Genomic DNA, 21,212 nt, shown 5'->3' with positions numbered 1-21,212 from the left:
CTGGTTGTCAATGTTTGCCGAAAAAACAGGTCGTTCGAATGAAAAACGCCTTGCCCCTATCGGCAAGACGTCCTATTCGCTATTGTTTGGCAACCGCATACAAGCGATATCCGCCATCGACGTTGATCGCGCGAAACCCATGCTGCCGCAAAATGCGGACGGCGATATATCCACGCAGCCCGGCTTGGCATATGACATAGATGTCTTTTTCTTTAGGAAGTTCGTGCAAACGGTCACGCAATTCATCGAGCGACACGTGGATCGAACCGGGAATCATGCCCTGCGCGATCTCTTCTTTGGTGCGCACGTCAACCAACACGCCGCCTTTCGCAACGATGTGATCTATTTCATGCCATGACACGGTCTCGACAAGACCGTCCATGATATTCGACGCGACGTACCCTGCCATATTCACCGGGTCTTTCGCTGAAGAAAACGGCGGCGCATAGGCCAGCTCCAAGTCCGGCAAATCTCGGACGGTCAATCCCCCTTTGATCGCAGTGGCGATGACGTCAATCCGTTTGTCGACCCCTTCTTTTCCAACCGCCTGTGCGCCATACATGCGCCCGCTGTTGCGGTCAAAAATCAATTTGAACATCATCGGCGCAGCATGCGGGTAATACCCAGCATGGCTAAGCGGATGAAGATGGATGGCTTCATATGGAAGGTCAAGCAACCGCAACGTTTTTTCGTTCAGTCCTGTCGCTGCGACTGCTAGTTCAAACACTTTCGCAATCGATGTTCCCAATGTGCCGCTATATTTCGCGTCAAAACCGTGGATATGGTCGGCAACAAGCCGCCCTTGTCGGTTGGCTGGCCAAGCGAGCGGTACAAACGTTTCAAACCCATGAATATAATGTCTCACTTCCACCGCATCGCCAATGGCGTAAATCGACGGGTCAGACGTCTGCAAATGCTCGTTCACTTTGATCGTGCCGCGAACGCCTAACTCCAAGCCGGCTTCCTTGGCCAGCCCGCTTTCCGGCTGGACGCCGATGGCCAAAATCACCATATCCGTTTCGAGCACACGCCCGCTCGTTAGGACGACACGGCGGCCGCGCTCTTCCAACGCCTGCACTCCATCTCCCAGCAAAAGCTCGACCCCATGCTCCCTCATATGGGCATGAACCATGGCTGCCATTTCATAATCCACCGGCGCCATCACTTGATTGGCCCGCTCGACCAAGGTCACTTTGATGCCGTGTCGGACTAGATTCTCCACCATTTCCACGCCGATAAATCCGCCGCCGATCACAACAGCGCGCCTCGGCGTTTGTTCGTCAATATACGCTTTGATGCGGTCTGTATCCGGTACCGTGCGCAGCGTAAACAATCGCCTCTTCGATTCCCGGAATCGGCGGGACAATCGGCTTCGCTCCCGGCGATAAAATGAGAATATCGTATGTTTCTTCATACTCTTCCCCCGTCTTTACATTTCGGACGGAAACGGTTTTGCGGTCGCGGTGAATGGCGGTCACTTCACTCAGCGTACGAACATCGATGCGAAACCGTTTCGCCATCCCGTCCGCAGTTTGCACAAGCAACTTGCCTCGCTTTTCAATTACTCCCCCGATATAATACGGCAACCCGCAGTTGGCAAACGAAATGTATTCACCGCGCTCAAATAGGACAATATGATCCTCTTCGCTCAACCGGCGAAGGCGCGCAGCCGCCGTCGCTCCCCCTGCCACTCCGCCGACAATAACAATTTTTCTCATTTTGCTCCTCCTCCTCATTCGTTTCATCCATCCCCCATGGGCAATCTCCTCTTAAACAGATACCCATATATGTATAATAACACTCATGAAGAAGGGGAACAGTGACATTTCTCACCCCCCTTCTCTTGCCTCATCAACATAAATAATGCCAACCCATACGACTATCTTCCATGCAAAGCTAACAGTTGCCATACCGTTTGTTCCTTCGATTCGCCATCGGTAGCCTTGATTCGCTGAACAACCGCTCCGTTTTTCATAAAAAGAATCATATCTCCGGCATCAGCAGCTACGCCCATCATATGGGTCGAAAATATGTCGAAAATATAATGATCGTTGCCTCATTTTTTCGCTGGTTTAAAATGTCGATAAACCGGTCGATCCAAAACGGATCGAGACCATTTGTTGGCTCGTCAAGAAGCAAGAGCGCTGGATGACCTAATAACGACTGACCAAACAACAGTTTTATATTTAATTTATTAATTATTTAGAACATAGTTTTCTATAATGAGTTTTAGCTCGTACAGCGAAACAAAACATATGCAACGCACACCGCTATCCGCCCCAAAAAATAAGGAAGGCAGTCAACGATGCCTCTCTTGCCAAAACAATTGCTATGAATCAAGTCCGTAATACGCGCAAACGACATAACCTACCGCTTTCGCCGCGACAAGCAGGGCGTCCTCGTCAATATCAAACTTCGGATGATGGTTAAAGTACGGCTGTTCGACGTCTTTTGACGTGCGCCCCACATAAAAGTAACAGCCAGGGATTTGTTCCAAATAGTAGGCAAAATCGTCCGAAGGCGACAACATCGGGTACTCGACGACTTCCTGAATGTCCGGATCATTGGCGTTTTCGAGGCACTTCTTCACAAACGCCGTCACTTCCGCATCATTATACAGCGGCGGGTAGTCAGGAGCGAACGTCAGCTCGCATCTCACCCTAAATTCCGCTTCGATTCCGGCAGCGATCCGCCGCAGCTCCGTTTCAATGATCTCTTTCGTTTCATTAGACATATAACGAATATCTCCTTCGAGCGTCACATGATCGCGAATGACGTTAAACGTTCCTTTTCCATCGAAGGAGCCGATCGTAATGACCCCCATGTCAAACGGATTCAACCGGCGGCTGACAATCGTTTGCGCCGCGGTGACGAAATACGCTCCCGCCACGATCGCGTCATTGGCTTTATGGGGGAAGAGCCGTGGCCACCGCGCCCTTGAATTTCCACTTTTAAATAAGCCCGGCCGGCCATCGAATGCCCGCTATGGTACCCGACCACACCCGCCGGATGCATCGGAAGCAAATGAATGCAAAGAAGATTGCGTTCAAAAGCAGACGAACTGCACATCGACCACTATGGCAACTTGCTCGCGACCATCCTTGCGGAGGCGGCCCGACTGTGCTTCTATCCGCCCATATGGACACGGTCTGCTCGTTCCCGCCTGACCCGCGCCCTCGTGTACAACGAGAATACGCTGCGCGCTTCATCCGGCATTTTCGCGCTGACGACCGCGCGGGCATTGCGGCGATCCTCGAACTGATGAATGTCGTCCGTCATTCCCGATTCCACGGCACACTGAAAATCGCCTTTACCGTCCAAGAAGAAACCGGCTGCCTTGGTTCGCGCCATCTCGACCGCGACTTTTTGCACGACGTTGATGCCGCCATCGTCGTTGACCGCCGCGGCACCCGCGACATCGTCATCTCCAACGGTAGCACACCGTTTTGCCCGGATGAATACGGGCAATTGTTCGAACAAGCCGGAGCGCTCGCCGGCATGCCCGATTGGAAAACAACGACAGGCGGCCTAAGCGATGCGAACGTATTCGCCTCCTTCGGCATTCCATCCGTCAATTTGTCTGTCGGCTACCAAAACGAACGTACCTAAGACGAAACGCTCGACTGCCAAGCCGCCCTTGAAACGGTGTTGCTGCTTGAGACGGCATTCGACCAAAATCTGTTAAGTCCGTTCATCGAACAGCGGACGACCGTACAAAACTAAAGCGGCGGTTTAGCCCCAAACAAACCTACAGTGGTTGCTGCTATTGATCCATGCCATGCGTTTTGGCTGCCGCCAATCGACATTCCCCTCCCGCTCAGCGCCGGGCTATGCCCCCATGCGCCTGAAGCGGGAGTTTTCTTTTATCGGCCGGGCGTTCAAAGAGCCCTCTCTTTAATGATTAGAGTGCGGACATCATGCCCACATATCGCTGTTTGGCGCGGTCAGCATACACGATGGCGAAACGGTACTTCATCAAACGACCGCTGCCCATGCCGCGACGTTCTTGGATTTCTTGAGAATGCTCAAAGAGCGCAATCCGGACCGCCTCATGATCTTGGTGTTGGATCACGCCCGCATTCACCATGCCAAAATGGTCAAGGAGTTTTTGCCGAAAGAAGGGCAGTGTTTTCACTTTATTTACCTTCCCCCATATTCACCGCAACTGAATCCGATCGAACGCTTATGGAAATGGCGGAAAGATACAGTGAGGGCCAATGTGTTTCACAAAGATCGCCATGATATCATTCAAGCCATTATTCGGTTTGTCCACTACATCCACGAACGTCCAGAGGAAGTGCTGCAGCGCTTGGGGTGTGCAGGATGATTGAGAAGTTAACTCTTCATGTTGCATGTATATAAATCCATTTCAGATATACCCTATCTATCTTACATTACACAAAATTCTTGACGGTACCCTAAATACCGATACATTTACACAACCTTTGTTTAAATCCCACTACGTTCAGATAAAACGCTTTCCATTGAACACGATTGACACTTCTCCTAATTATATTTAAATCCCACTACGTTCAGATAAACCCCTCATGAACTTATATCCCGAAAACACGATTAAATTAATTTAAATCCCACTACGTTCAGATAAACCTTATTGCTCCAAAATTTAAAGATTTCCGGTAATTCGTATTTAAATCCCACTACGTTCAGATAAACCCTTTCGAGGTTGTCGACAGAAAAGACTTTTACGGAATTTAAATCCCACTACGTTCAGATAAACCTGAGTTTTTGACGATGCTGACACCGGATGAAAAGGATTTAAATCCCACTACGTTCAGATAAACCCCCTAACCATTCCCGCATGCGTCACCAACCATGTCCATTTAAATCCCACTACGTTCAGATAAACCGAGGATATTGATCAACATATGATTAATGTATTTGAAATTTAAATCCCACTACGTTCAGATAAACCGTTGTGATCGACGCGGTCACAGGCGAGGAGATTGAATTTAAATCCCACTACGTTCAGATAAACCGATAAGGAATAAATGCCTGTATTTATCCCGTACAGCATTTAAATCCCACTACGTTCAGATAAACCCGTTCTATCATAGCAGGGAATGGGAACGGATTAGAGATTTAAATCCCACTACGTTCAGATAAACCGCAGGGGATTGGGGAAAAGACGTATCGGAAGATTGATTTAAATCCCACTACGTTCAGATAAACCCGTATCCAAAACGGTGTTCCGTTCTTTTTCATCAATATTTAAATCCCACTACGTTCAGATAAACCAACACGTGCCGTTCTTCTTGCTCCGGCCAAAGCCAATTTAAATCCCACTACGTTCAGATAAACCAGACTTGTTTGCTTGAACCGCAGTTCTTTTATAATTATTTAAATCCCACTACGTTCAGATAAACCTCAATCAATCGTTTCTCTTTTTTGTTTGCGATTTTCATATTTAAATCCCACTACGTTCAGATAAACCGCTCCTCCTCTCGCATAAAACGCTCATAAGCTTGCTATTTAAATCCCACTACGTTCAGATAAACCCAATCTGCACGCCCCCCCTAATAGTCGTAATGCCCAATTTAAATCCCACTACGTTCAGATAAACCTTCCGAACGATTATCAGCGACAAAAAAGAGAAGTTTAAATTTAAATCCCACTACGTTCAGATAAACCTATGATTTCAAAGTCGCCGTCAACTTCTTCATACACATTTAAATCCCACTACGTTCAGATAAACCAAGTGTGTGACGGGGGCTATTTTACATCACGAAAAATTTAAATCCCACTACGTTCAGATAAACCTTTCCTATGCTGTCAGCAATCCACGATTTTTCACAATTTAAATCCCACTACGTTCAGATAAACCGATCATCTCAACAATATCAAGCAACAGCTCCATCCTATTTAAATCCCACTACGTTCAGATAAACCGCAATCTGTATATACCTTATCGGTTCCGGTTCGGCAATTTAAATCCCACTACGTTCAGATAAACCGCCAAACAGTTCCATCTTTTTTGCAGAACAATCTTTCATTTAAATCCCACTACGTTCAGATAAACCGACAACCCCGTCAATAACCAACTTTTCCTCTTCTTATTTAAATCCCACTACGTTCAGATAAACCTTGTTGACAGAAAAGACTTTTACGGATAGGACGAGATTTAAATCCCACTACGTTCAGATAAACCCAAGGGTATGACGGGGGCTATTTTACATCACGAAAAATTTAAATCCCACTACGTTCAGATAAACCCACGATCGACGCCAATCAAATCATAAAAGCAGAGCTATTTAAATCCCACTACGTTCAGATAAACCATAATAATTAAAAGAAGCACATTTCTCATTTCCAAATTTAAATCCCACTACGTTCAGATAAACCCTTATCACGTTTTTGCCTATATCGCTCGATCCCTTGATTTAAATCCCACTACGTTCAGATAAACCTATCTCTCCCAGTCTTGTTCGTTAAACCATTTGAATTTAAATCCCACTACGTTCAGATAAACCATGAAACCACTCCTCATCCCGTTTATCCAATGCCATTTAAATCCCACTACGTTCAGATAAACCAAGGAAGAGACGTCCCCGGATGGTGAGAAGCTCGATTTAAATCCCACTACGTTCAGATAAACCTGTTTGTCCACTTTTCTTCCAAAAGAAGCCCTAGAATTTAAATCCCACTACGTTCAGATAAACCATTCTTGTTTCGTCCGGGCGAGCCATGTATAGCAATGATTTAAATCCCACTACGTTCAGATAAACCGGAAGTTCCTCTTGATAGAGGGCGATTTTTTCTTCCATTTAAATCCCACTACGTTCAGATAAACCCGAATAATCAACTAAATCCATACGTCCCGATTCATATTTAAATCCCACTACGTTCAGATAAACCTGTCAGCCCCTTCTCAAGAAATGTACTTGCTGTAAAATTTAAATCCCACTACGTTCAGATAAACCGCTAAGCTGATTTCTTCCTCAACACTTTTCAACACTATTTAAATCCCACTACGTTCAGATAAACCTTGATTTGCTCCATTATCATTTCCAGTTGCTCTGAATTTAAATCCCACTACGTTCAGATAAACCAAGTGCGCCCGCTGCGGCTCTGGCTTGGCTGGAAAAATTTAAATCCCACTACGTTCAGATAAACCTAATTCATCCCATTTAGTTTTTGTTCCATAAGCTTCATTTAAATCCCACTACGTTCAGATAAACCCCTGTCGATCACAAAATAAAATTATTGATGTAGTAGGCAATTTGCGCTATCACCTACACAGTCCATTATACCTCATTTTGCAGTAAAGCGGTAATCGTGTTTTCCGTGTTATACAAATAATGAGGCACTTCCCTTGATAAATCAAGCATTTCCCCATTTATCCACTGAAATGGGGTTCACTGCAAATTGTTAAAACTCAAAGAAATAACTCATCAAAATTCTTTTCCTGACCAAATACCCGCTTTTTTATATTCTTCGGATTTCCTACTTCGTATAAGTAAATGGAGTCTTCTTCTTTATCAATGATCATCTCCAATTCATACATGCACTTCATCAGCAGGCTTTTCGAAATCTCCCCTTCAAATACGCTATTTTGCGTCCAAGTCAGATATTCCTTTAATTTTTTGCAAACTTTGTTGACCCGCTTTTCCGCTACGTCATACGTAATGATAACAAACATGTTTCACCACCACGCTTTCAACGGTTTATATAGTTCATCCCCAATGAAATGTTTAATGAGCTTGTAGCATTCCAATCGTATAAAATGCCGATAACTCACTTTTCTTTTCAGCTTCCGATGTTGGATGGATGTAGCCAATTTATTCTCCCACTCAATAATAAACTTTTTCTTTCCTTCCTCATTTAAAAATACCATTCCATCTATATCATCAAAATGTTTATTGGTAATGATCCGATTGTTAATGGAAGCGATAATAACCGGATCGACGATCAATGGCTTAAAGATTTCGGCTAAATCCAAACTTAATGAAAATCGCCTTGTCGACGGTTCATGCAAAAAACTAACCGTAGGATCAAGCGGTGTTTTGTAGATTTCACCTAATACCGTTGTATAACACAGTGAATTTCCGAATGAGATCAAAGCATTCAGCGGGTCACGTGGAGGCTGCTTTGTCCGCTTTTCAAACGTAAAATCCTGCCTCAAAATGTCATTAAATGATTGATAATAATGTTGGCGAATCCGTCCTTCAATTCCCATTAACTCTTGAACGGTACTCGCTGCGTCCAATTTTTTTGCCTCTTCTTCGATTTGATGGATACAGACCCCTGTCTTCTCTTTATGTCTGCGAATATTCCGCAACATATGATGCACAGCGCTTTCCAAAAACATTTTTGCTATATATAGCCGTTTTCCTTTATCGAGATAATGGGCACTCTGTTGCACAACAGTAAAACCGGACACTTTCCTGTTTCGTGGACAGAACGTTCCTGCATAAAACCCGTAATAGTTGAAAATATGCAAATGGACCTCATGCTGGCTTAACAAATTAAGCAACGCGGAGTTGAAGTCTACTTCCCCAAATACATATAAATTTTCGATTTGATGCACAGGAAGCGATCTCTTGTTTTCTTTTTCATCTAAAAAATAAATCGTATTGTCCTTTCGCTTGAGCCGCCCGTTCGAAAAAATATAATGATCTTTCAACATCATTCGTCACCTTCCAGTGCATAACAAAATTCGTAATATGCACACTTCGAACAATACGGCAATCTTTTCAGAGAAGGGGGAGAGGGACGCTGCAAAATTTGATAAATGTCTTTTCGTGCTTCTTCAATCTTTTGTTCATCTTCTTCTGTTAAAATCACTTCTTCTGTTTTTCTTTCCTTTGTATAACTGATCAAACCTTTTTTATACATTCCCCTTTTCTTTAGTTCATAAAGATAATACAGCATTTGAAAGCGATCTGCTTCCGCCATTTTGCTTGAAACTTTAATTTCACGAACATATTCGTCCTCTAATACATCAAGCTTAAACTCGTTATCAATGAGAATTTCCCTTTCATTTAAACGTGGATAGGCTCGTTCATGAAGAATCTTTCCTTCGATCACCCGTTCATGTTCTTCTTCCATCCCGATCCCTTTGGAAAATAGCCACAGTTTCCGTTTGCACACTTTGTAATAATGAATTTGAACACCGCTTGCCACCGGCCACACACTCCTTAGTAGAAAGCAGGTAGAGATTTATCAAACTGAATTCCAGTTCCTTTCCCGTTTTCTTGGTCGAAATCATATTCTACATCGATGATATATATATGTTCAAACGGCTTCGGCAACCGCTCCGACACATATTTCTCGGCAAGGAAACGATGGACACTGATCGTTTTCTTTTCTACTCCCATCCGCAAGCCAATTCGTTCTTTCCCGTTCCGGCAGCGGCGATACTCCTCTATGAGATCTGCGATTCGATCATATATCCGCCGTGGGATGACGGGAATGGTCTGGATATCGCGCAGTTTCCGTTGCGCCTCCTGTTTATTGAGTTCATACGGATCTAAATGATCGAACATCGATAAGGCATCCTCAAATTCCTGCAAAAACGCGGTTCCTTTTAATCGCTCACGTTCGTACAGCTTTTCGACCAGTTCCACTTTTGACCGCTCATCGAGAATTTTTCCATCATAAGGCTCTAACAAACAAATACTTTCACGAACAAGATGCTCATCGTATACCGATGGAACCCCGGAAACGTTTTGGGTAAAAATATGAATATTGCATTGTTCCCCTTGAATAGATCTTCTTCGGTAACAACGACCCAAACGCTGAAATAGACTGTCCAACGGGGACATCTCCGTAAATAAATAGTCAAAATCAATATCAATGCTTGCTTCGACAAGCTGAGTTGTAATCCATATCCCTTTTTCCTTTGCCATATTGAACTCTTTGATTCGCCGTTCCAACCCTTGTCGATCTTCCTGCGTGAATTGCGAATGCAATAAATAAACAGGGATATCGGCGTCCATATCGGATAAGTGTTCGTACAATTCGATCCCCCGACGGACAGTATTTACAATGACTAACACTTGGGCTGAACGGGCTGCCTTGATAAAATCCTCTATCCCCTCTGTGATTTCCCGGTCGTGAAACTGAATGCGATGGCGATGATTCTCGTTGTCAATGAATTTCCCGAAAACGGTACAATCTTCATCGACGATGTTTCGCCGTTTTAACTCATCTAAATATAAAGTCGGCAACGTTGCTGTCATAATCATAAACTGGCCGCCTACTTTTTTAATCATTTCGAGTGATTTAATCAGCATCGCAGCAATTTTGGGATCATACGCCTGGATTTCATCAATGACTACCTTTGCATTGGCCATGCCTGCTAATTCTTTTTCAAACCCTCGGTAATAAAAAGGAAATTTTAAAATTTGGTCAACAGTTGTCAAAAGCAGTTTCATGGACAATTGTTGTGACTGTTGTTTAATCACTTCCCAATTTTCTTCCCCTCGTTCTGCTAAATAAAACGCACTTGTAGAATGCAAGAGACCAACTGCTTCGCACCCCATTTGATGACGGATTCTTTCATAAATTGCATTAATACTAACCCGAAGTGGTAAAGTGAAAAACGCTTTATCACGATCAATCCATAACAAGGCAGCCTCTGTTTTTCCCATCCCCGTTTGCGCAATGACAACAACATTTTTATTCGTGTGGCTCGCTGTAAAACGTTGCAAGTCATTCAATTGAAATGACTGCCTCTTCATATAATGGCGTACATAAACACCTACATGCTGATCCGTGTAGGACTCTACGGGGAGATGCGCTGAAGCAGCGTGGTCGATCCGTTGAAGGAGTCCTTTTATTAGCACATAGTCCCAGAATGCTTCTCCGTCATGGATGGTATATCTCCGCAACAAATGATCGACGAATCGAAAAGATAACTTTTCTACTACAGGCAGATTCATATGTTTGACAATCTTTTCTCTTTGCAAGTATAAATCGCTTTCCAATACAAGACGGATCGCTTCTTTATCAGGCCGCTTATCCCTCTCATGGTGGTAACCGATGGCATGGGTTAACAGACGTGTTTCTTCCTTAGTCAAATTCAATTTGTTGAATGGAACAAGGCCAACGGATAAGTAGTTGTGCGGAACATCAACATCGCAATCTGTTTCAAGAACTTCCTCTTGGATAGCACGGCGAATTTTATTTTGAAATGCCGTATTTGCCTTACCAATGTCATGGTACTCAATCGCCAATCGTAACAGTTCCCACATTCGTTCATTCATACGAACGAATCGCTCCCCATAACAGTCTCGCAACAACTCCCAATTATCAAGAAGACGATCCGTATGTTCACGGATCGCCTCTTTTGTCTCAGACTTCGCATAAAACATAGTTGTTTTCCTTCCTCCTGGCTTATAGATGGAAAAATACAAGCTCTCCATCCTCATCAATGCATACTCCTTCTGGAGCTGTTGTTCCTTTTGGTACGTATCCAACTTTCACCTTTTCCCATTTTCGCACTCCATTCACAATCTCATATTTCCAAGGGATCTCGTATGGGATGTGCCTTGTATCTATATCCAGCAGATGATCAGAAATATACGCATGGTAACGTAAATCTTTTTCTTCGTCCAACTCCTCGACAAAGACGATTTTATATTCATCAATGCGGACTAAATCTTCCCACCGACCAAGACTGTAATGAATACCGCCCCCCTCAATCGCCTGAATTACCTGCTCAAGAACACTATCTTCCACTTCAACATGAATCAACAAATTCACTCCATACAGCATGTGAGTATAGATCGGCATTGTCGAAATCCCGTTTGTATCGTACACAAACCGATTCTCTTGAATTCCATCCAAAATTAATGGGAAAGCAACGGTATCAAGTTTTTTGAAAAAGTAATGGCGCTGATAATCGAGCAGCTTCGCCTCATACTCTCCTTGAACGCTTAAACGCATCGAAATGAATCGATCGGCACGAAGCAAAGCATGAATCATCCCTTTGACAGTAGAATAAGGCGGAAGAGGGTAGGTCTCTGCTACCTTGGAAGCGAATGGTTTTTTATAACATGCCGTTTCTTGAAACAGTTTCAAACGTAATGCCTTCATTGTCATTCACCATAGTACATTTGAACTTGTTCCGCCATATGCCGGAAAAATTGCTCGACTGAACCAGTCTTTTCCGCAAACTGTTTGGAAAATTCCTCTTCGTTGGCAAATATCCCGCTCACTAACCCGATGCGCGTTTCGTCAGCAATTTGTTTGCCCGCAAACGTTTGTGCCATCGTATCAGCGATAGGCGCAAGCTCAATTTCCCACCCCCGCGGCGAAGACTCAAGTCGAATTTTCCCGAGGAAAAATGGGTTCGCTGCATCATACACTCCACCGATTACAAACAACGGGGATAAATTTTCGCGACGGCCACGGATATTGCGATTGAGCATTTTCACAATGTCAAGCAATTGATTTACGCGCTTCGCTTTTTCGTGATTGGGCAGTTCGATCTCCCCGTCAACACCGATACGACCCAAATCAATCGTAATCGTATAGGAATAAAAACTTTGATGTTGCTCGATTTGAGCCAAATTCGGATCTGCTCCAATGCGACTGGCTAGCCCCATATTATTCAAAAACTCCAAATCGCTCTTATACGGCTCAAGTGAAATGGCGTGGCTTAACCGCACGACAGCGGCGCGTTTTTGTGAGTTTCGGTCTGTTTTTAAATACCCGAACAAATCCATTTCAACGGAATCCTGGATAGTAACCTCTTTTCTGAATTGAACGACTCCGCTTGCCTTATCAACCGTATTCAAATTCCAATCAAACACCTCATTGCCCAGACGGACGATGTCATAGCGCAAACTTTGCCGTGATGCGTATGTATACGCCTCCCCGTTACCACGATGAAACTTTTTTAATTCAGAAATATTTGCAATGCCCTCTCCATAGTTTAGTGACCCCGCTTGAAAAACAATGGTCATTGTCAACGTTTTTGTCATGACACAACCTCCTCTTGTTCTCCTTGTCCTTCTTGGGAAAGCAATCCAGCGATAAATGCGTTCGCTACAGTAGTGAAATCGAGATCACGTTCATGCAACGCGTTCAGGAAAAGCGGAGAAATCGGACGTTCCGCTGACATATGAAGCCGGAACAGCGTATCTAGGAAGCTTTTACGATCGCCTGCCTTGGCCGCATTTAACAACCGATAGGCAATGGAGCTAATTTTTTTGCTTGGACTAGCAGAATAGTGCCCAGCCGCTTTCGGAGCCCCTGCCTGTTCCACTGTTTTGCGGATCTCCTGACCACTTCGGTACAAAGCATACACTCTCTTGTCTGTTTTTTCCATTCCCTTCACTCCTTTTTTCAGTTGCATAATGCGGTTACGCTCGCGGACGGCGATATAAGGGCCAATATGTGAACGCCCATTTTCGATGCAATCACGCAGATATCGATAAATCGCTTGAGCAGGATCCACTCCGCGCAACACCTCTTGAATAAACTGTTCACGATATTCGTAATGCACATAGTCTAATTTCCCTGGATATTCCACGAAATAACGAGCTAAATACAGCGGAAGATGATAATAGTGCAAATGGGTTTTTTTGCTGTCGTAGTCAGAAGAAAATTCCAAGAAAAATAAATGATCGATTACATATCTCGCTTCTGTTGTTATACTCTGAACGAGTTTACTGACAATATGATCAAACGGATCTTTCTGTTGCTTCATCTGTTTGAAATGATTATTTTTCTGCAAAATTTCAGGGAATGCAGCGTCAGACTGCACAAATCCAGCATACGTTCGATATTCTCCTTGATCATATGATTGCTCTCTTTTCGAATAAATAGCAGCTCCCGCCGGAGCGAAAAACAACACGAGCTTGGCCAATGAGGAAATAGGCTTCGGCTGTTTGTCTTGTAAATTCCAGTTAAAATTTAAAGCATTGCCCTTGGACAACCCAATCGGTGAAAATACCATCTCCTCAAAGTTATAAAAAGCGAAATGTCCTGGAAAAAGCATGCATTCGGCCAATCGTTTTGCTTCTTCCCGTACTTGTGATAATGTTTTCTTTTTCCACGCTTTCTTCAATGCCTTAAACGGCCCGTAATCTACGTGTTGATCTAAAAAGCTCAAAATCTCATCTACTTTAGAGGCAGACTGCAAAGTGTACTCCAACTGAAGATCGTATTGCACTGGTCCAATATAATCCGTTTGAAATTGTTCAATATGTCCTTCCAAATCCAAATAATTTTTCGACACATTCAAAAACGATACTTGTCCAAAAAAAGACTTCAAAATTGCTGCTTTAAAGTAATTTAATGTCAACTTTTCGTTAATTGCTTCTTTCCGGATCATTTTCTGAAAATCAGAAACACATTCCTGCAATTGATCCCATTGTGTCGGTTTTTTGATAGATTTAAGCTTCTCAAATAACGGTTCAACCGGTTCATTTGGAAAATACTTTTGAATTCTCTTGCCTATGTCAGTAATCACCTTTTTTATATTCGATGAAGCGGTGGAAAATAAGTTCTCTCTTTTCGCCTGTTCCATGTAAAAAAGCAATCGTTCGCTTTCTCGCTTTGCGGCGCTGTATTCATCAATCAAATAAAGGAAATAGGCTCGGGGTAACTGCGGAAGCACATCTGTCTCGACTTCAAGCCCCTGTGGGAGAACCAAAACGCTTTGTCGGTATCGCTGATCAATCACTCCATTCCGCAACCCATACTCAAACACCCGATATAGCCCGACAAGCCCCATTGTCACCATCCAATCGCCCATGCGGAGTTCCAGCTTCATCCCCGCACCCCCTCGATCTCAAGCAAACCGAATCCTTGATTGCGCCGTTTCGATAGACCAAGCTGATACAACAGTTGTAAATCTTGCGGATGTCCTGTACAAGAAAACCATCCATGGTGAGCAGTAAAATACAAAAAACGGTTCTTCCCATGTACAGCTTCAAATTCGTGATTCGTCTCTTTCACGACAACCTTTCGCCACCGCAACGGCCGCACGATAAGCGGCAAAAATAACCCTTTCCCACGATATTGCCGCAAAATCAAATCAGCCAAATAGTTTACATGTTCCTCATAGCCAGGATCATCCGGGTAGACGGGTTTTTGGTTCTCGTCTTCTACAAGCAGCGGGGACAGAGTACGAAATACAACCGTAGAATCTGTGACCGTTTTTTCTGGTAACATGCGAATCCTTTCTTTCACAAGCTGGTATTGCTTATACGAGAATGCTTGTTTTCGCTGCAAACCGTTGTACAAGTGCAACAAAAACTCATGATCAGGAGAACTGATCGTTATCGTCAAACCCTTTACATGAACTTCCTGATCAACAAAATGAAAGTCTTTCAAATATGTGGAAAACACAAACGGTTTCATGGATGTGTTTTCATAAAAACGCTTATAATATTGTTCATCCGATATTCGTAATGACTCCTTTATCACAGATACTAACATCATCCGGTATGAAATAGGCATTTTTTCAGCAACAAAAGAACAGATAAGTCTCATGATGCACCTCCTTTTTACCTATATATTATCTTGTTATAGATAAAAATTTTGTCGCAATTTGTCACTTAATAAAATTTTTAGATAAGCCTTGTTGTTTTTTTGTATTTGTTGCTACAAAAAAGCAGAATGCCTCCTATCAAAGCATTCTGCCAATGAGTCGATTCGCCCGTTTCAGACTTATCATGTCAAGCATTGTTTTACATATTGATCCTCATGCGTTCAGGCAATGTGCCCCCCTGTCGATGGCTTTACCCATCACTACATAGTCACCACTGCTCCATGCACGATATTCTTTATAAAGTACTTTTTTATTTAAATTTAAAGCCCGCTAGGTTCAAATAAAAAGGGCAATCCCTTTTAGGACGAAGTTGTTGCTTTCAGCTTTAAATCCCACTACGTTCAGATAAACCGACGGCCGAGAGTGCGGACGTATGCGCCCGTATACACCCTTAAATCCCACTACATTCAGATAAACCGAGGCGGGTCCGAACGATACGGCGAAACCCTCGTGACTTTAAATCCCACTACGTTCAGATAAACCGCTGTTCTTTCGTCAACTTTGCCGCAATAAAGTCATCTTTAAATCCCACTACGTTCAGATAAACCGCAAGTGTTAGTGGAAAATGGCGATATTTATTTTCCTTTAAATCCCACTACGTTCAGATAAACCCCGTCAGGAAGAGCCGCATGTGGTCGGCTATTGCGCTTTAAATCCCACTACGTTCAGATAAACCTGTCGATCACAAAACAAAACTATTGCTGTAATGCACAATTCTGGCTAACGTCTACACAGCTATGATACCTCATTTTGCAGTAAAGCGATCATCGTGTTTTCTATGTTATACAAATAATGAGTCACTTCCCTTGATAAACCAAGCCTTTCCCCGTTTATCCATCAAAATGAGGTTCACTGCAGATTTTTAACGTCCAATGAAACAACTGTATATATCAATTTTTCATCTCTCTTTCCTTTCAAAATACACATGCAACCGATACTCGCAAACTTCTTTCGTCCAATTGTACAAGATTTCTTCATGTTCATGCGCGATGGAAAATTGGAGTGCAAACACGTTGTTTTCAAAGGAGATCAGCCCCCTTGAACTGCTGCTCCATTTTGTCATCGGCATGCGGGCAATCAATTTGCTCACCTTTTCCTCATCGTACTCCCAAATACGTCTCGTTTCCCCATCGGAAAAATCGATACGCTTCCGGTATTCTTTTTCCGTTAAATACCGGTGAAAGAACGGTGCCGCTTGTTGCGGAGTGATGGGCTCATACCAGCCCGAAGGCCCACGCTCGAGCATGGCTTTTAAGACAACCATTTTATAGCTTTTCGACATTACCGTCCGCTCAACCTCAACAAGCCACTGTTCATGCTTGAGAAACACTTCCTTCTCTAAATCCGACAGCTCCCCTGCCCAATAAAGGAAGCCAACATACGATTTAAACTCTGATTTATATTCCGCAGCTTCACTTCTGCCGTGTAAGTGCAACTCCAAGTAGCTCGGACGACGTCCAAGCTCTTGCTTGAGCTGTCTGTAATCGGCCAGCAACCGTTCTTTGCGCGGTTGGCGTTTTTTCTGCATCTCCTCGAGAAGATGGATGGCTTGAACATCGAGATGCAGTTCGCACGCTTCCGGAATCGTTGGCACAACGGATTCCCTCTCCTTTTTCCTCGTTTCGCCCCGCTGTGCATCAAACAGGCGCAGTTTGACATCGGCATTGCGGTAGTTTCCGATTAAATCAATGATCACACAGTAGTCCTTGCCCTCATACAGCCGCAGCCCGCGCCCGATTTGCTGAGTGAAGACGGTCAACGATTCCGTCGGCCGCACGAACAAAAGTGTATCGACAGAAGGAATATCGACCCCTTCATTGAACAAGTCGACGGTGAAAATAGCGTCCAGTTCACGGTGTTCCAACATGGCAATGGCCTGTTGGCGCGGGATGTCCGTTTGCTTCGAGTGAAGGCTGACAGTCCGGTAGCCATGGCGGCGGAAATATTCGCACAAGAAATCGGCTTGCCGAATCGATGAACAAAAGACAAGTGTTCTTGTTTTCTTATACTGCTCCCATGCTCGCAAAATGTTTTCCGCCATCTCCTCGCGAAGCTGTGCTTGAAGCAATTCTTCCTCATCATAGCGGCTGCCGAGCCATTTGATTTGCGAATAATCCGTGTCATCGTACACGCCATAATACCGAAACGGCGCAAGCCAACCGCGCTGCACTGCTTCAATAAAGTCAATGCGGTAGGCAACGTTTCCATCGCAAATCGCGTACACATCTTTATTGTCGTTCCGATCTGGAGTGGCAGTGATGCCAAGCAAAAATTTCGGCTGAAAATAACGAAGGACGCGTTCGTACGAGCGGGTTGCCGCATGGTGAAACTCGTCAACAATGATCAAGTCAAATGCGTTAGGATCAAACGAAAGCAAATGTTTTTTCATGCTTAGTGTAAAGATCGAGGCAAACACCATGTCGGCATTTCCTTCTTTTTGATTGCCATCGTACAGTCCTGCTGTTCGATCAGGAATCACGCGTTCAAACGACTGCTTCGCCTGGCGAAGAATTTCTTCGCGATGGGCGATAAACAGCACCCGCGCAAAACGGCGGGCAAAAAAAGCGGCCAAATACGTTTTCCCAAGCCCGGTCGCCATGACAACCATGGCTTTATCGTATCCTTCTTCATAGGCCGCTTCCAACCGCTCCAACGCCTCAACTTGGGCAAAGCGCGGCTGAATCGTTCCATATGACGCCGCCGTTTCATGGACAACATCGGCCTTGTCCGCTGTCTCTCCCTCTTGCTTCTTCTCCGTTTCCGACGGAAGCATCAACTCGATTTCCTCAGTCTCCGCCCATATGCGAGCTAAGTTTGGGTGCCGCCGGTGATAGTCCTGATACTGTTTTTCATAGTCAGCGATCGTTTCGGCGTTGACCGGCACCGTTTCCGGAGCGTAAAACAGCTTTAAAAACTGCTTCATCGCTTCGTCAAATACATCTTCATCAACACTTTTATCCAGCCCCACATTCCACTCGATGCCGTCTGTGAGAGCTGAATGAGATAAATTAGAAGACCCGATGATAAAGTAGCCTTGTTCGCTGTCCTCAAACAGATAAGCCTTCGGATGAAACGAAATCCCATCACTTCTAAACAGACGCACTTCGATGTCAGGATGAATCGAAATCAGTTCACGCAGCGCTTCCGGCTGAGTGACAAACAAGTAATCACCAGCACAAATTTTGATGTCTGCCCCCTGCTCTGCCGCTGCCCGCAAACTGTCCTTCAATAGGCGGACCCCGGATTTCATGGCAAACGACGTCAATATGTATATCGTCGATGAGCGGCCTATTTGTTCCTGCAGCTTGTCAATGAGCCGCCGTGAAATCAACTCGATTTTACTCATCATGAACCTCGACTAAAAAAATTTTTTCACGGAAGCCCCCGCGTTCTTCTGCTTTTTGGACCCGGATTTGTTCCACTTGTTCGATCGAAACGCCATGACATGCGGCTAAGGCATGAATAATTTCCAACACATCCGCAAGCTCTTCGATGGCGGCCTCGTCGGTCGCTGCCTGAACATACTCCTCAAGCTCTTCAAACGCTTTCTTCTGCAGTTCTTTCTTATATTCTTCCTCGTTGAGTATGCGAGCGGTGAACGTTTTTCCTGCTTGTTCGATAATGGCCGGGATGCGGTCGCGAACGAGTTTGTTGTATATCGGCATATCCATTCCTCCATTTACAAGACTATACTGTTATTTTACAAAATCCTACTTTTTTTTCATAGAAAGAATAGCTGAAATCCTTCTGTTTTCTAAGAACTATTGTTTCTACTAAAATAGGTATCAATCGTTACAAAATAATAAACCAAAAACTTCACATACTCCCCCCTCCGCCGTGCCATACTAAAGAAAAATCGACGTGATTCGTGCTTGGAGGTTTGTATGGAATGGCTCATTCTTTGGCTACTTGTGGCGATCGGCATCGGGTTGCTTTTGCTTAGTTTCCGTTTTTTGCCAAATAAGGAAGTATGGTTGTCGTTTTTACTAAACGCGTATGCAACGGGTTTTTTCGGCGCGATCGTGGCTGGGGCCGGGCTACTCGAGTATCCGGTCCGTTTTTTTGCGGCTTATACGGACAATAGTGTCATTTTTGAATATCTTCTCTATCCGGTCGTTAGCGTATATGTGTATGCGACATCAAGGCGTTCGCGCAGGTTGGGCGTGGCAGCGCAATGTGCGGGATATGCGGCGGCATTGACAGGGCTAGAGGTAATATTTGAGCGGTATACGGATTTGATTAAGTACCACCGCTGGACATGGAAGCACTCATTTGTGACCATGTTCTCCTTAACGCTCGCGGTTCGGTTGCTTACAAAGCGGCTGATTGGGGAGACGAAGAAATAGGCATGTCTACTTTTCCCCTGAAGCGCTATACATATACTATAGTCCATTTTTGAAAGGGGACAAAAATCGTGGTGCTGTTTGACATCGAACACCGCCTGTATTACGAAGCCATCAATTCCGCGCGGCCGAAAATGGCGCCGGTTCGCCAAGATCGGGCGTGGGGGTATGTATGGAAGACCGTGAACGGCGAGGAGGTGAAGTTTTGGATCGATTTTCGCCGTGGGCGGTATATGTACTTTGAATACGGGAAAAAGTGGTATCGGGTGGCGTATTTGCAGGCGAATGAACGGAAGTCAGGACGCGATGTGCTCGATGGAGCGATGATCGATTTGACCGTCGACGGCCATCGGCTTCTCTTTATGAAAGGGCGCATCCGCCGCCAAGCGGAGCTTGCTGTGTAAAATGCAGAGCGGACGCACGTGCTAGAGCTTGGGGACGCCGAGGCTGCCAGTGAATCACCTTGATCCGCCCCCTTCTTTTTCTCCAATGAGTGAATGTTATGCCTACAAAGATGACGAAACACAGTCATTTCCCCTTCGCACAACGGTTTGTGAGTATCGAAAAGTCAATGATCTCAAGATTTCTCTGTTTGAGAAATCTTATTTTTTATCCCCATTTCCTATTCAATCCCCATCCTTCCGGGAACGTTGGGCAGCCTTTTCCTTCGGCGGCAAAGTCCCCGGACAAAAACTGCTTCGTCGAAGATGATTTTATACTAAGCCGTACCTGTCCATAATAACTAATAGCAAAGCCATCATAGGAGAGGACGAACGCATGGATCGGGTCCATTTGTGGGCGCTGCTTGTTGTTGGCGTTGCTCTATTATTTTTCAGTTTGCGAACCCCGCCGATCAAGGACAAAATTTTAGTGTTCTTGTTAAAAGCGTACTTTTCCACGTTTTTTGGCATTATTGTCGTAGAAGCCAAGCTTTTAGAGTATCCCGTCCGGTTTTTAGGCCCATATTTTAAGGCGAGTATCCTTTTTGAATACTTTCTTTATCCGATCGTTTGTGTTTATTTTTACCAAACTTCATATCACTCGCGCCTACCCGGAATTATTATCCAGTGTGCATTGTATGCCGCTGCTTTGACAGCCGTTGAGGTGCTTTACGAAAAGTACACGGATTTGATTGAATACCACCGATGGACATGGATGCATTCGTTTGTCACCATTTTCGTTCTATCGTTTTCCGTTCGAATGCTCATGAAGCTGATTCATAAGCGAGAACAGGCAGCTCGCTAGGAGGATGGGGATTGATCGGACAATGGAGCTCAATCGTGCCACTTCGCAACTGAAGAAGCAATAGAATGCCAAGCTCGTGAAAAACAACCATCGGCGGCAAA

At 44.5% G+C, this 21,212-nt stretch carries 16 protein-coding genes, 2 pseudogenes and 2 CRISPR repeat arrays; of the genes and pseudogenes, 5 read left to right on the top strand and 13 right to left on the bottom strand.

Annotated features, from left to right (window positions below):
- Positions 1-79: 79 nt before the first annotated feature.
- From cdr to IC803_RS06445, 3 genes and pseudogenes are all read right to left on the bottom strand, one after another.
- Positions 80-1,718, bottom strand: a pseudogene (cdr, locus tag IC803_RS06455) (CoA-disulfide reductase).
- A 295-nt stretch (positions 1,719-2,013) separates the two neighbouring features.
- Positions 2,014-2,139: an AAA family ATPase gene (locus IC803_RS18105; RefSeq protein WP_223812066.1), complete on the bottom strand. Its 126-nt coding sequence runs from the start codon at positions 2,137-2,139 to the stop codon at positions 2,014-2,016.
- A 190-nt stretch (positions 2,140-2,329) separates the two neighbouring features.
- Positions 2,330-3,030 (bottom strand): annotated as a pseudogene (locus IC803_RS06445) (M20/M25/M40 family metallo-hydrolase); the annotation flags it as partial.
- A 90-nt stretch (positions 3,031-3,120) separates the two neighbouring features.
- Between IC803_RS06445 and IC803_RS06440 the strand changes: the two are divergent.
- Both IC803_RS06440 and IC803_RS06435 read left to right on the top strand, forming a co-directional pair.
- A complete protein-coding gene (locus IC803_RS06440; RefSeq protein WP_233134474.1) occupies positions 3,121-3,609 on the top strand; it encodes a M20/M25/M40 family metallo-hydrolase in 489 nt (162 codons plus the stop codon).
- Positions 3,610-3,925: 316 nt separating this feature from the next.
- Positions 3,926-4,327, top strand: a complete 402-nt coding sequence (locus IC803_RS06435; RefSeq protein WP_223812065.1) for an IS630 family transposase — start codon at positions 3,926-3,928, stop codon at positions 4,325-4,327.
- A gap of 120 nt (positions 4,328-4,447) precedes the next feature.
- Positions 4,448-7,197: direct repeats of the CRISPR family, unit length 29 nt; unit sequence ATTTAAATCCCACTACGTTCAGATAAACC.
- Between the two features lie 196 nt (positions 7,198-7,393).
- On the opposite strand, the gene cas2 is transcribed toward IC803_RS06435, so the two are convergent.
- The 10 genes from cas2 to IC803_RS06385 form a co-directional block, all read right to left on the bottom strand.
- Complete coding sequence (gene cas2, locus IC803_RS06430; RefSeq protein WP_013144995.1) at positions 7,394-7,657, bottom strand: CRISPR-associated endonuclease Cas2; 264 nt, start codon at positions 7,655-7,657, stop codon at positions 7,394-7,396.
- A 3-nt stretch (positions 7,658-7,660) separates the two neighbouring features.
- A complete protein-coding gene (gene cas1b / locus IC803_RS06425) occupies positions 7,661-8,644 on the bottom strand; it encodes a type I-B CRISPR-associated endonuclease Cas1b (protein ID WP_081210125.1) in 984 nt (327 codons plus the stop codon).
- The gene (gene cas4, locus IC803_RS06420; RefSeq protein WP_081210127.1) at positions 8,644-9,141 is read right to left on the bottom strand and encodes a CRISPR-associated protein Cas4; all 498 of its coding nucleotides are present in this window, start codon (positions 9,139-9,141) and stop codon (positions 8,644-8,646) included. Before cas4 ends, cas1b begins: the two co-directional genes overlap by 1 nt.
- Before the next feature lie 14 nt (positions 9,142-9,155).
- Positions 9,156-11,390: a CRISPR-associated helicase Cas3' gene (gene cas3 / locus IC803_RS06415; RefSeq protein WP_223812030.1), complete on the bottom strand. Its 2,235-nt coding sequence runs from the start codon at positions 11,388-11,390 to the stop codon at positions 9,156-9,158.
- Entirely contained in the window at positions 11,356-12,057 is a 702-nt protein-coding gene (cas5b, locus tag IC803_RS06410; RefSeq protein ID WP_081210129.1) for a type I-B CRISPR-associated protein Cas5b, read from the bottom strand. Before cas5b ends, cas3 begins: the two co-directional genes overlap by 35 nt.
- A gap of 2 nt (positions 12,058-12,059) precedes the next feature.
- Positions 12,060-12,947, bottom strand: a complete 888-nt coding sequence (gene cas7i / locus IC803_RS06405) for a type I-B CRISPR-associated protein Cas7/Cst2/DevR (RefSeq protein ID WP_081210131.1) — start codon at positions 12,945-12,947, stop codon at positions 12,060-12,062.
- Positions 12,944-14,743 carry a type I-B CRISPR-associated protein Cas8b1/Cst1 gene (locus IC803_RS06400; RefSeq protein WP_081210133.1) on the bottom strand — a complete coding sequence of 600 codons (1,800 nt, stop codon included), beginning with the start codon at positions 14,741-14,743 and terminating at the stop codon, positions 12,944-12,946. The genes cas7i and IC803_RS06400 overlap by 4 nt, the downstream gene beginning before the upstream one ends.
- Positions 14,740-15,333, bottom strand: coding sequence for a CRISPR-associated endoribonuclease Cas6 (gene cas6 / locus IC803_RS06395; RefSeq protein ID WP_223812029.1), 594 nt, complete (start codon positions 15,331-15,333; stop codon positions 14,740-14,742). The genes IC803_RS06400 and cas6 overlap by 4 nt, the downstream gene beginning before the upstream one ends.
- Before the next feature lie 448 nt (positions 15,334-15,781).
- A CRISPR array of direct repeats spans positions 15,782-16,199; the repeat unit is 29 nt; unit sequence CTTTAAATCCCACTACGTTCAGATAAACC.
- Between the two features lie 222 nt (positions 16,200-16,421).
- The gene (locus IC803_RS06390; RefSeq protein ID WP_081210201.1) at positions 16,422-18,869 is read right to left on the bottom strand and encodes a DEAD/DEAH box helicase family protein; all 2,448 of its coding nucleotides are present in this window, start codon (positions 18,867-18,869) and stop codon (positions 16,422-16,424) included.
- Entirely contained in the window at positions 18,862-19,188 is a 327-nt protein-coding gene (locus tag IC803_RS06385; RefSeq protein ID WP_081210137.1) for a nucleoside triphosphate pyrophosphohydrolase, read from the bottom strand. The genes IC803_RS06390 and IC803_RS06385 overlap by 8 nt, the downstream gene beginning before the upstream one ends.
- A 219-nt stretch (positions 19,189-19,407) precedes the next feature.
- Here IC803_RS06385 and IC803_RS06380 point away from each other — a divergent pair, with 219 nt between their 5' ends.
- From IC803_RS06380 to IC803_RS06370, 3 genes are all read left to right on the top strand, one after another.
- Positions 19,408-19,869 carry a CBO0543 family protein gene (locus IC803_RS06380; protein ID WP_081210139.1) on the top strand — a complete coding sequence of 154 codons (462 nt, stop codon included), beginning with the start codon at positions 19,408-19,410 and terminating at the stop codon, positions 19,867-19,869.
- Between the two features lie 68 nt (positions 19,870-19,937).
- Positions 19,938-20,270: a hypothetical protein gene (locus IC803_RS06375; RefSeq protein WP_081210141.1), complete on the top strand. Its 333-nt coding sequence runs from the start codon at positions 19,938-19,940 to the stop codon at positions 20,268-20,270.
- Positions 20,271-20,643: 373 nt separating this feature from the next.
- Positions 20,644-21,111 (top strand): CBO0543 family protein, encoded by a 468-nt coding sequence (locus IC803_RS06370; RefSeq protein ID WP_081210143.1) that lies wholly within the window; start codon positions 20,644-20,646, stop codon positions 21,109-21,111.
- Positions 21,112-21,212: the final 101 nt, after the last annotated feature.

Origin of the sequence: Geobacillus sp. 46C-IIa (assembly GCF_014679505.1) — a bacterium.
Taxonomy (GTDB): Bacteria; Bacillota; Bacilli; order Bacillales; family Anoxybacillaceae; genus Geobacillus.
The sequence above is the reverse complement of the archived record's forward strand: the minus strand, read 5'-3'. Positions and strand labels throughout refer to the sequence as shown.

Bases quoted from the DNA above. Each gene is read 5' to 3' on its own strand.
- cas2 (WP_013144995.1), bottom strand. From the start codon at position 7,657: ATGTTTGTTATCATTACGTATGACGTAGCGGAAAAGCGGGTCAACAAA.
- cas1b (WP_081210125.1), bottom strand. From the start codon at position 8,644: ATGTTGAAAGATCATTATATTTTTTCGAACGGGCGGCTCAAGCGAAAG.
- cas3 (WP_223812030.1), bottom strand. From the start codon at position 11,390: ATGAGGATGGAGAGCTTGTATTTTTCCATCTATAAGCCAGGAGGAAGG.
- cas5b (WP_081210129.1), bottom strand. From the start codon at position 12,057: ATGAAGGCATTACGTTTGAAACTGTTTCAAGAAACGGCATGTTATAAA.
- cas7i (WP_081210131.1), bottom strand. From the start codon at position 12,947: ATGACAAAAACGTTGACAATGACCATTGTTTTTCAAGCGGGGTCACTA.
- IC803_RS06400 (WP_081210133.1), bottom strand. From the start codon at position 14,743: ATGAAGCTGGAACTCCGCATGGGCGATTGGATGGTGACAATGGGGCTT.
- cas6 (WP_223812029.1), bottom strand. From the start codon at position 15,333: ATGAAACCGTTTGTGTTTTCCACATATTTGAAAGACTTTCATTTTGTT.
- IC803_RS06390 (WP_081210201.1), bottom strand. From the start codon at position 18,869: ATGAGTAAAATCGAGTTGATTTCACGGCGGCTCATTGACAAGCTGCAG.
- IC803_RS06385 (WP_081210137.1), bottom strand. From the start codon at position 19,188: ATGCCGATATACAACAAACTCGTTCGCGACCGCATCCCGGCCATTATC.
- IC803_RS06380 (WP_081210139.1), top strand. From the start codon at position 19,408: ATGGAATGGCTCATTCTTTGGCTACTTGTGGCGATCGGCATCGGGTTG.
- IC803_RS06370 (WP_081210143.1), top strand. From the start codon at position 20,644: ATGGATCGGGTCCATTTGTGGGCGCTGCTTGTTGTTGGCGTTGCTCTA.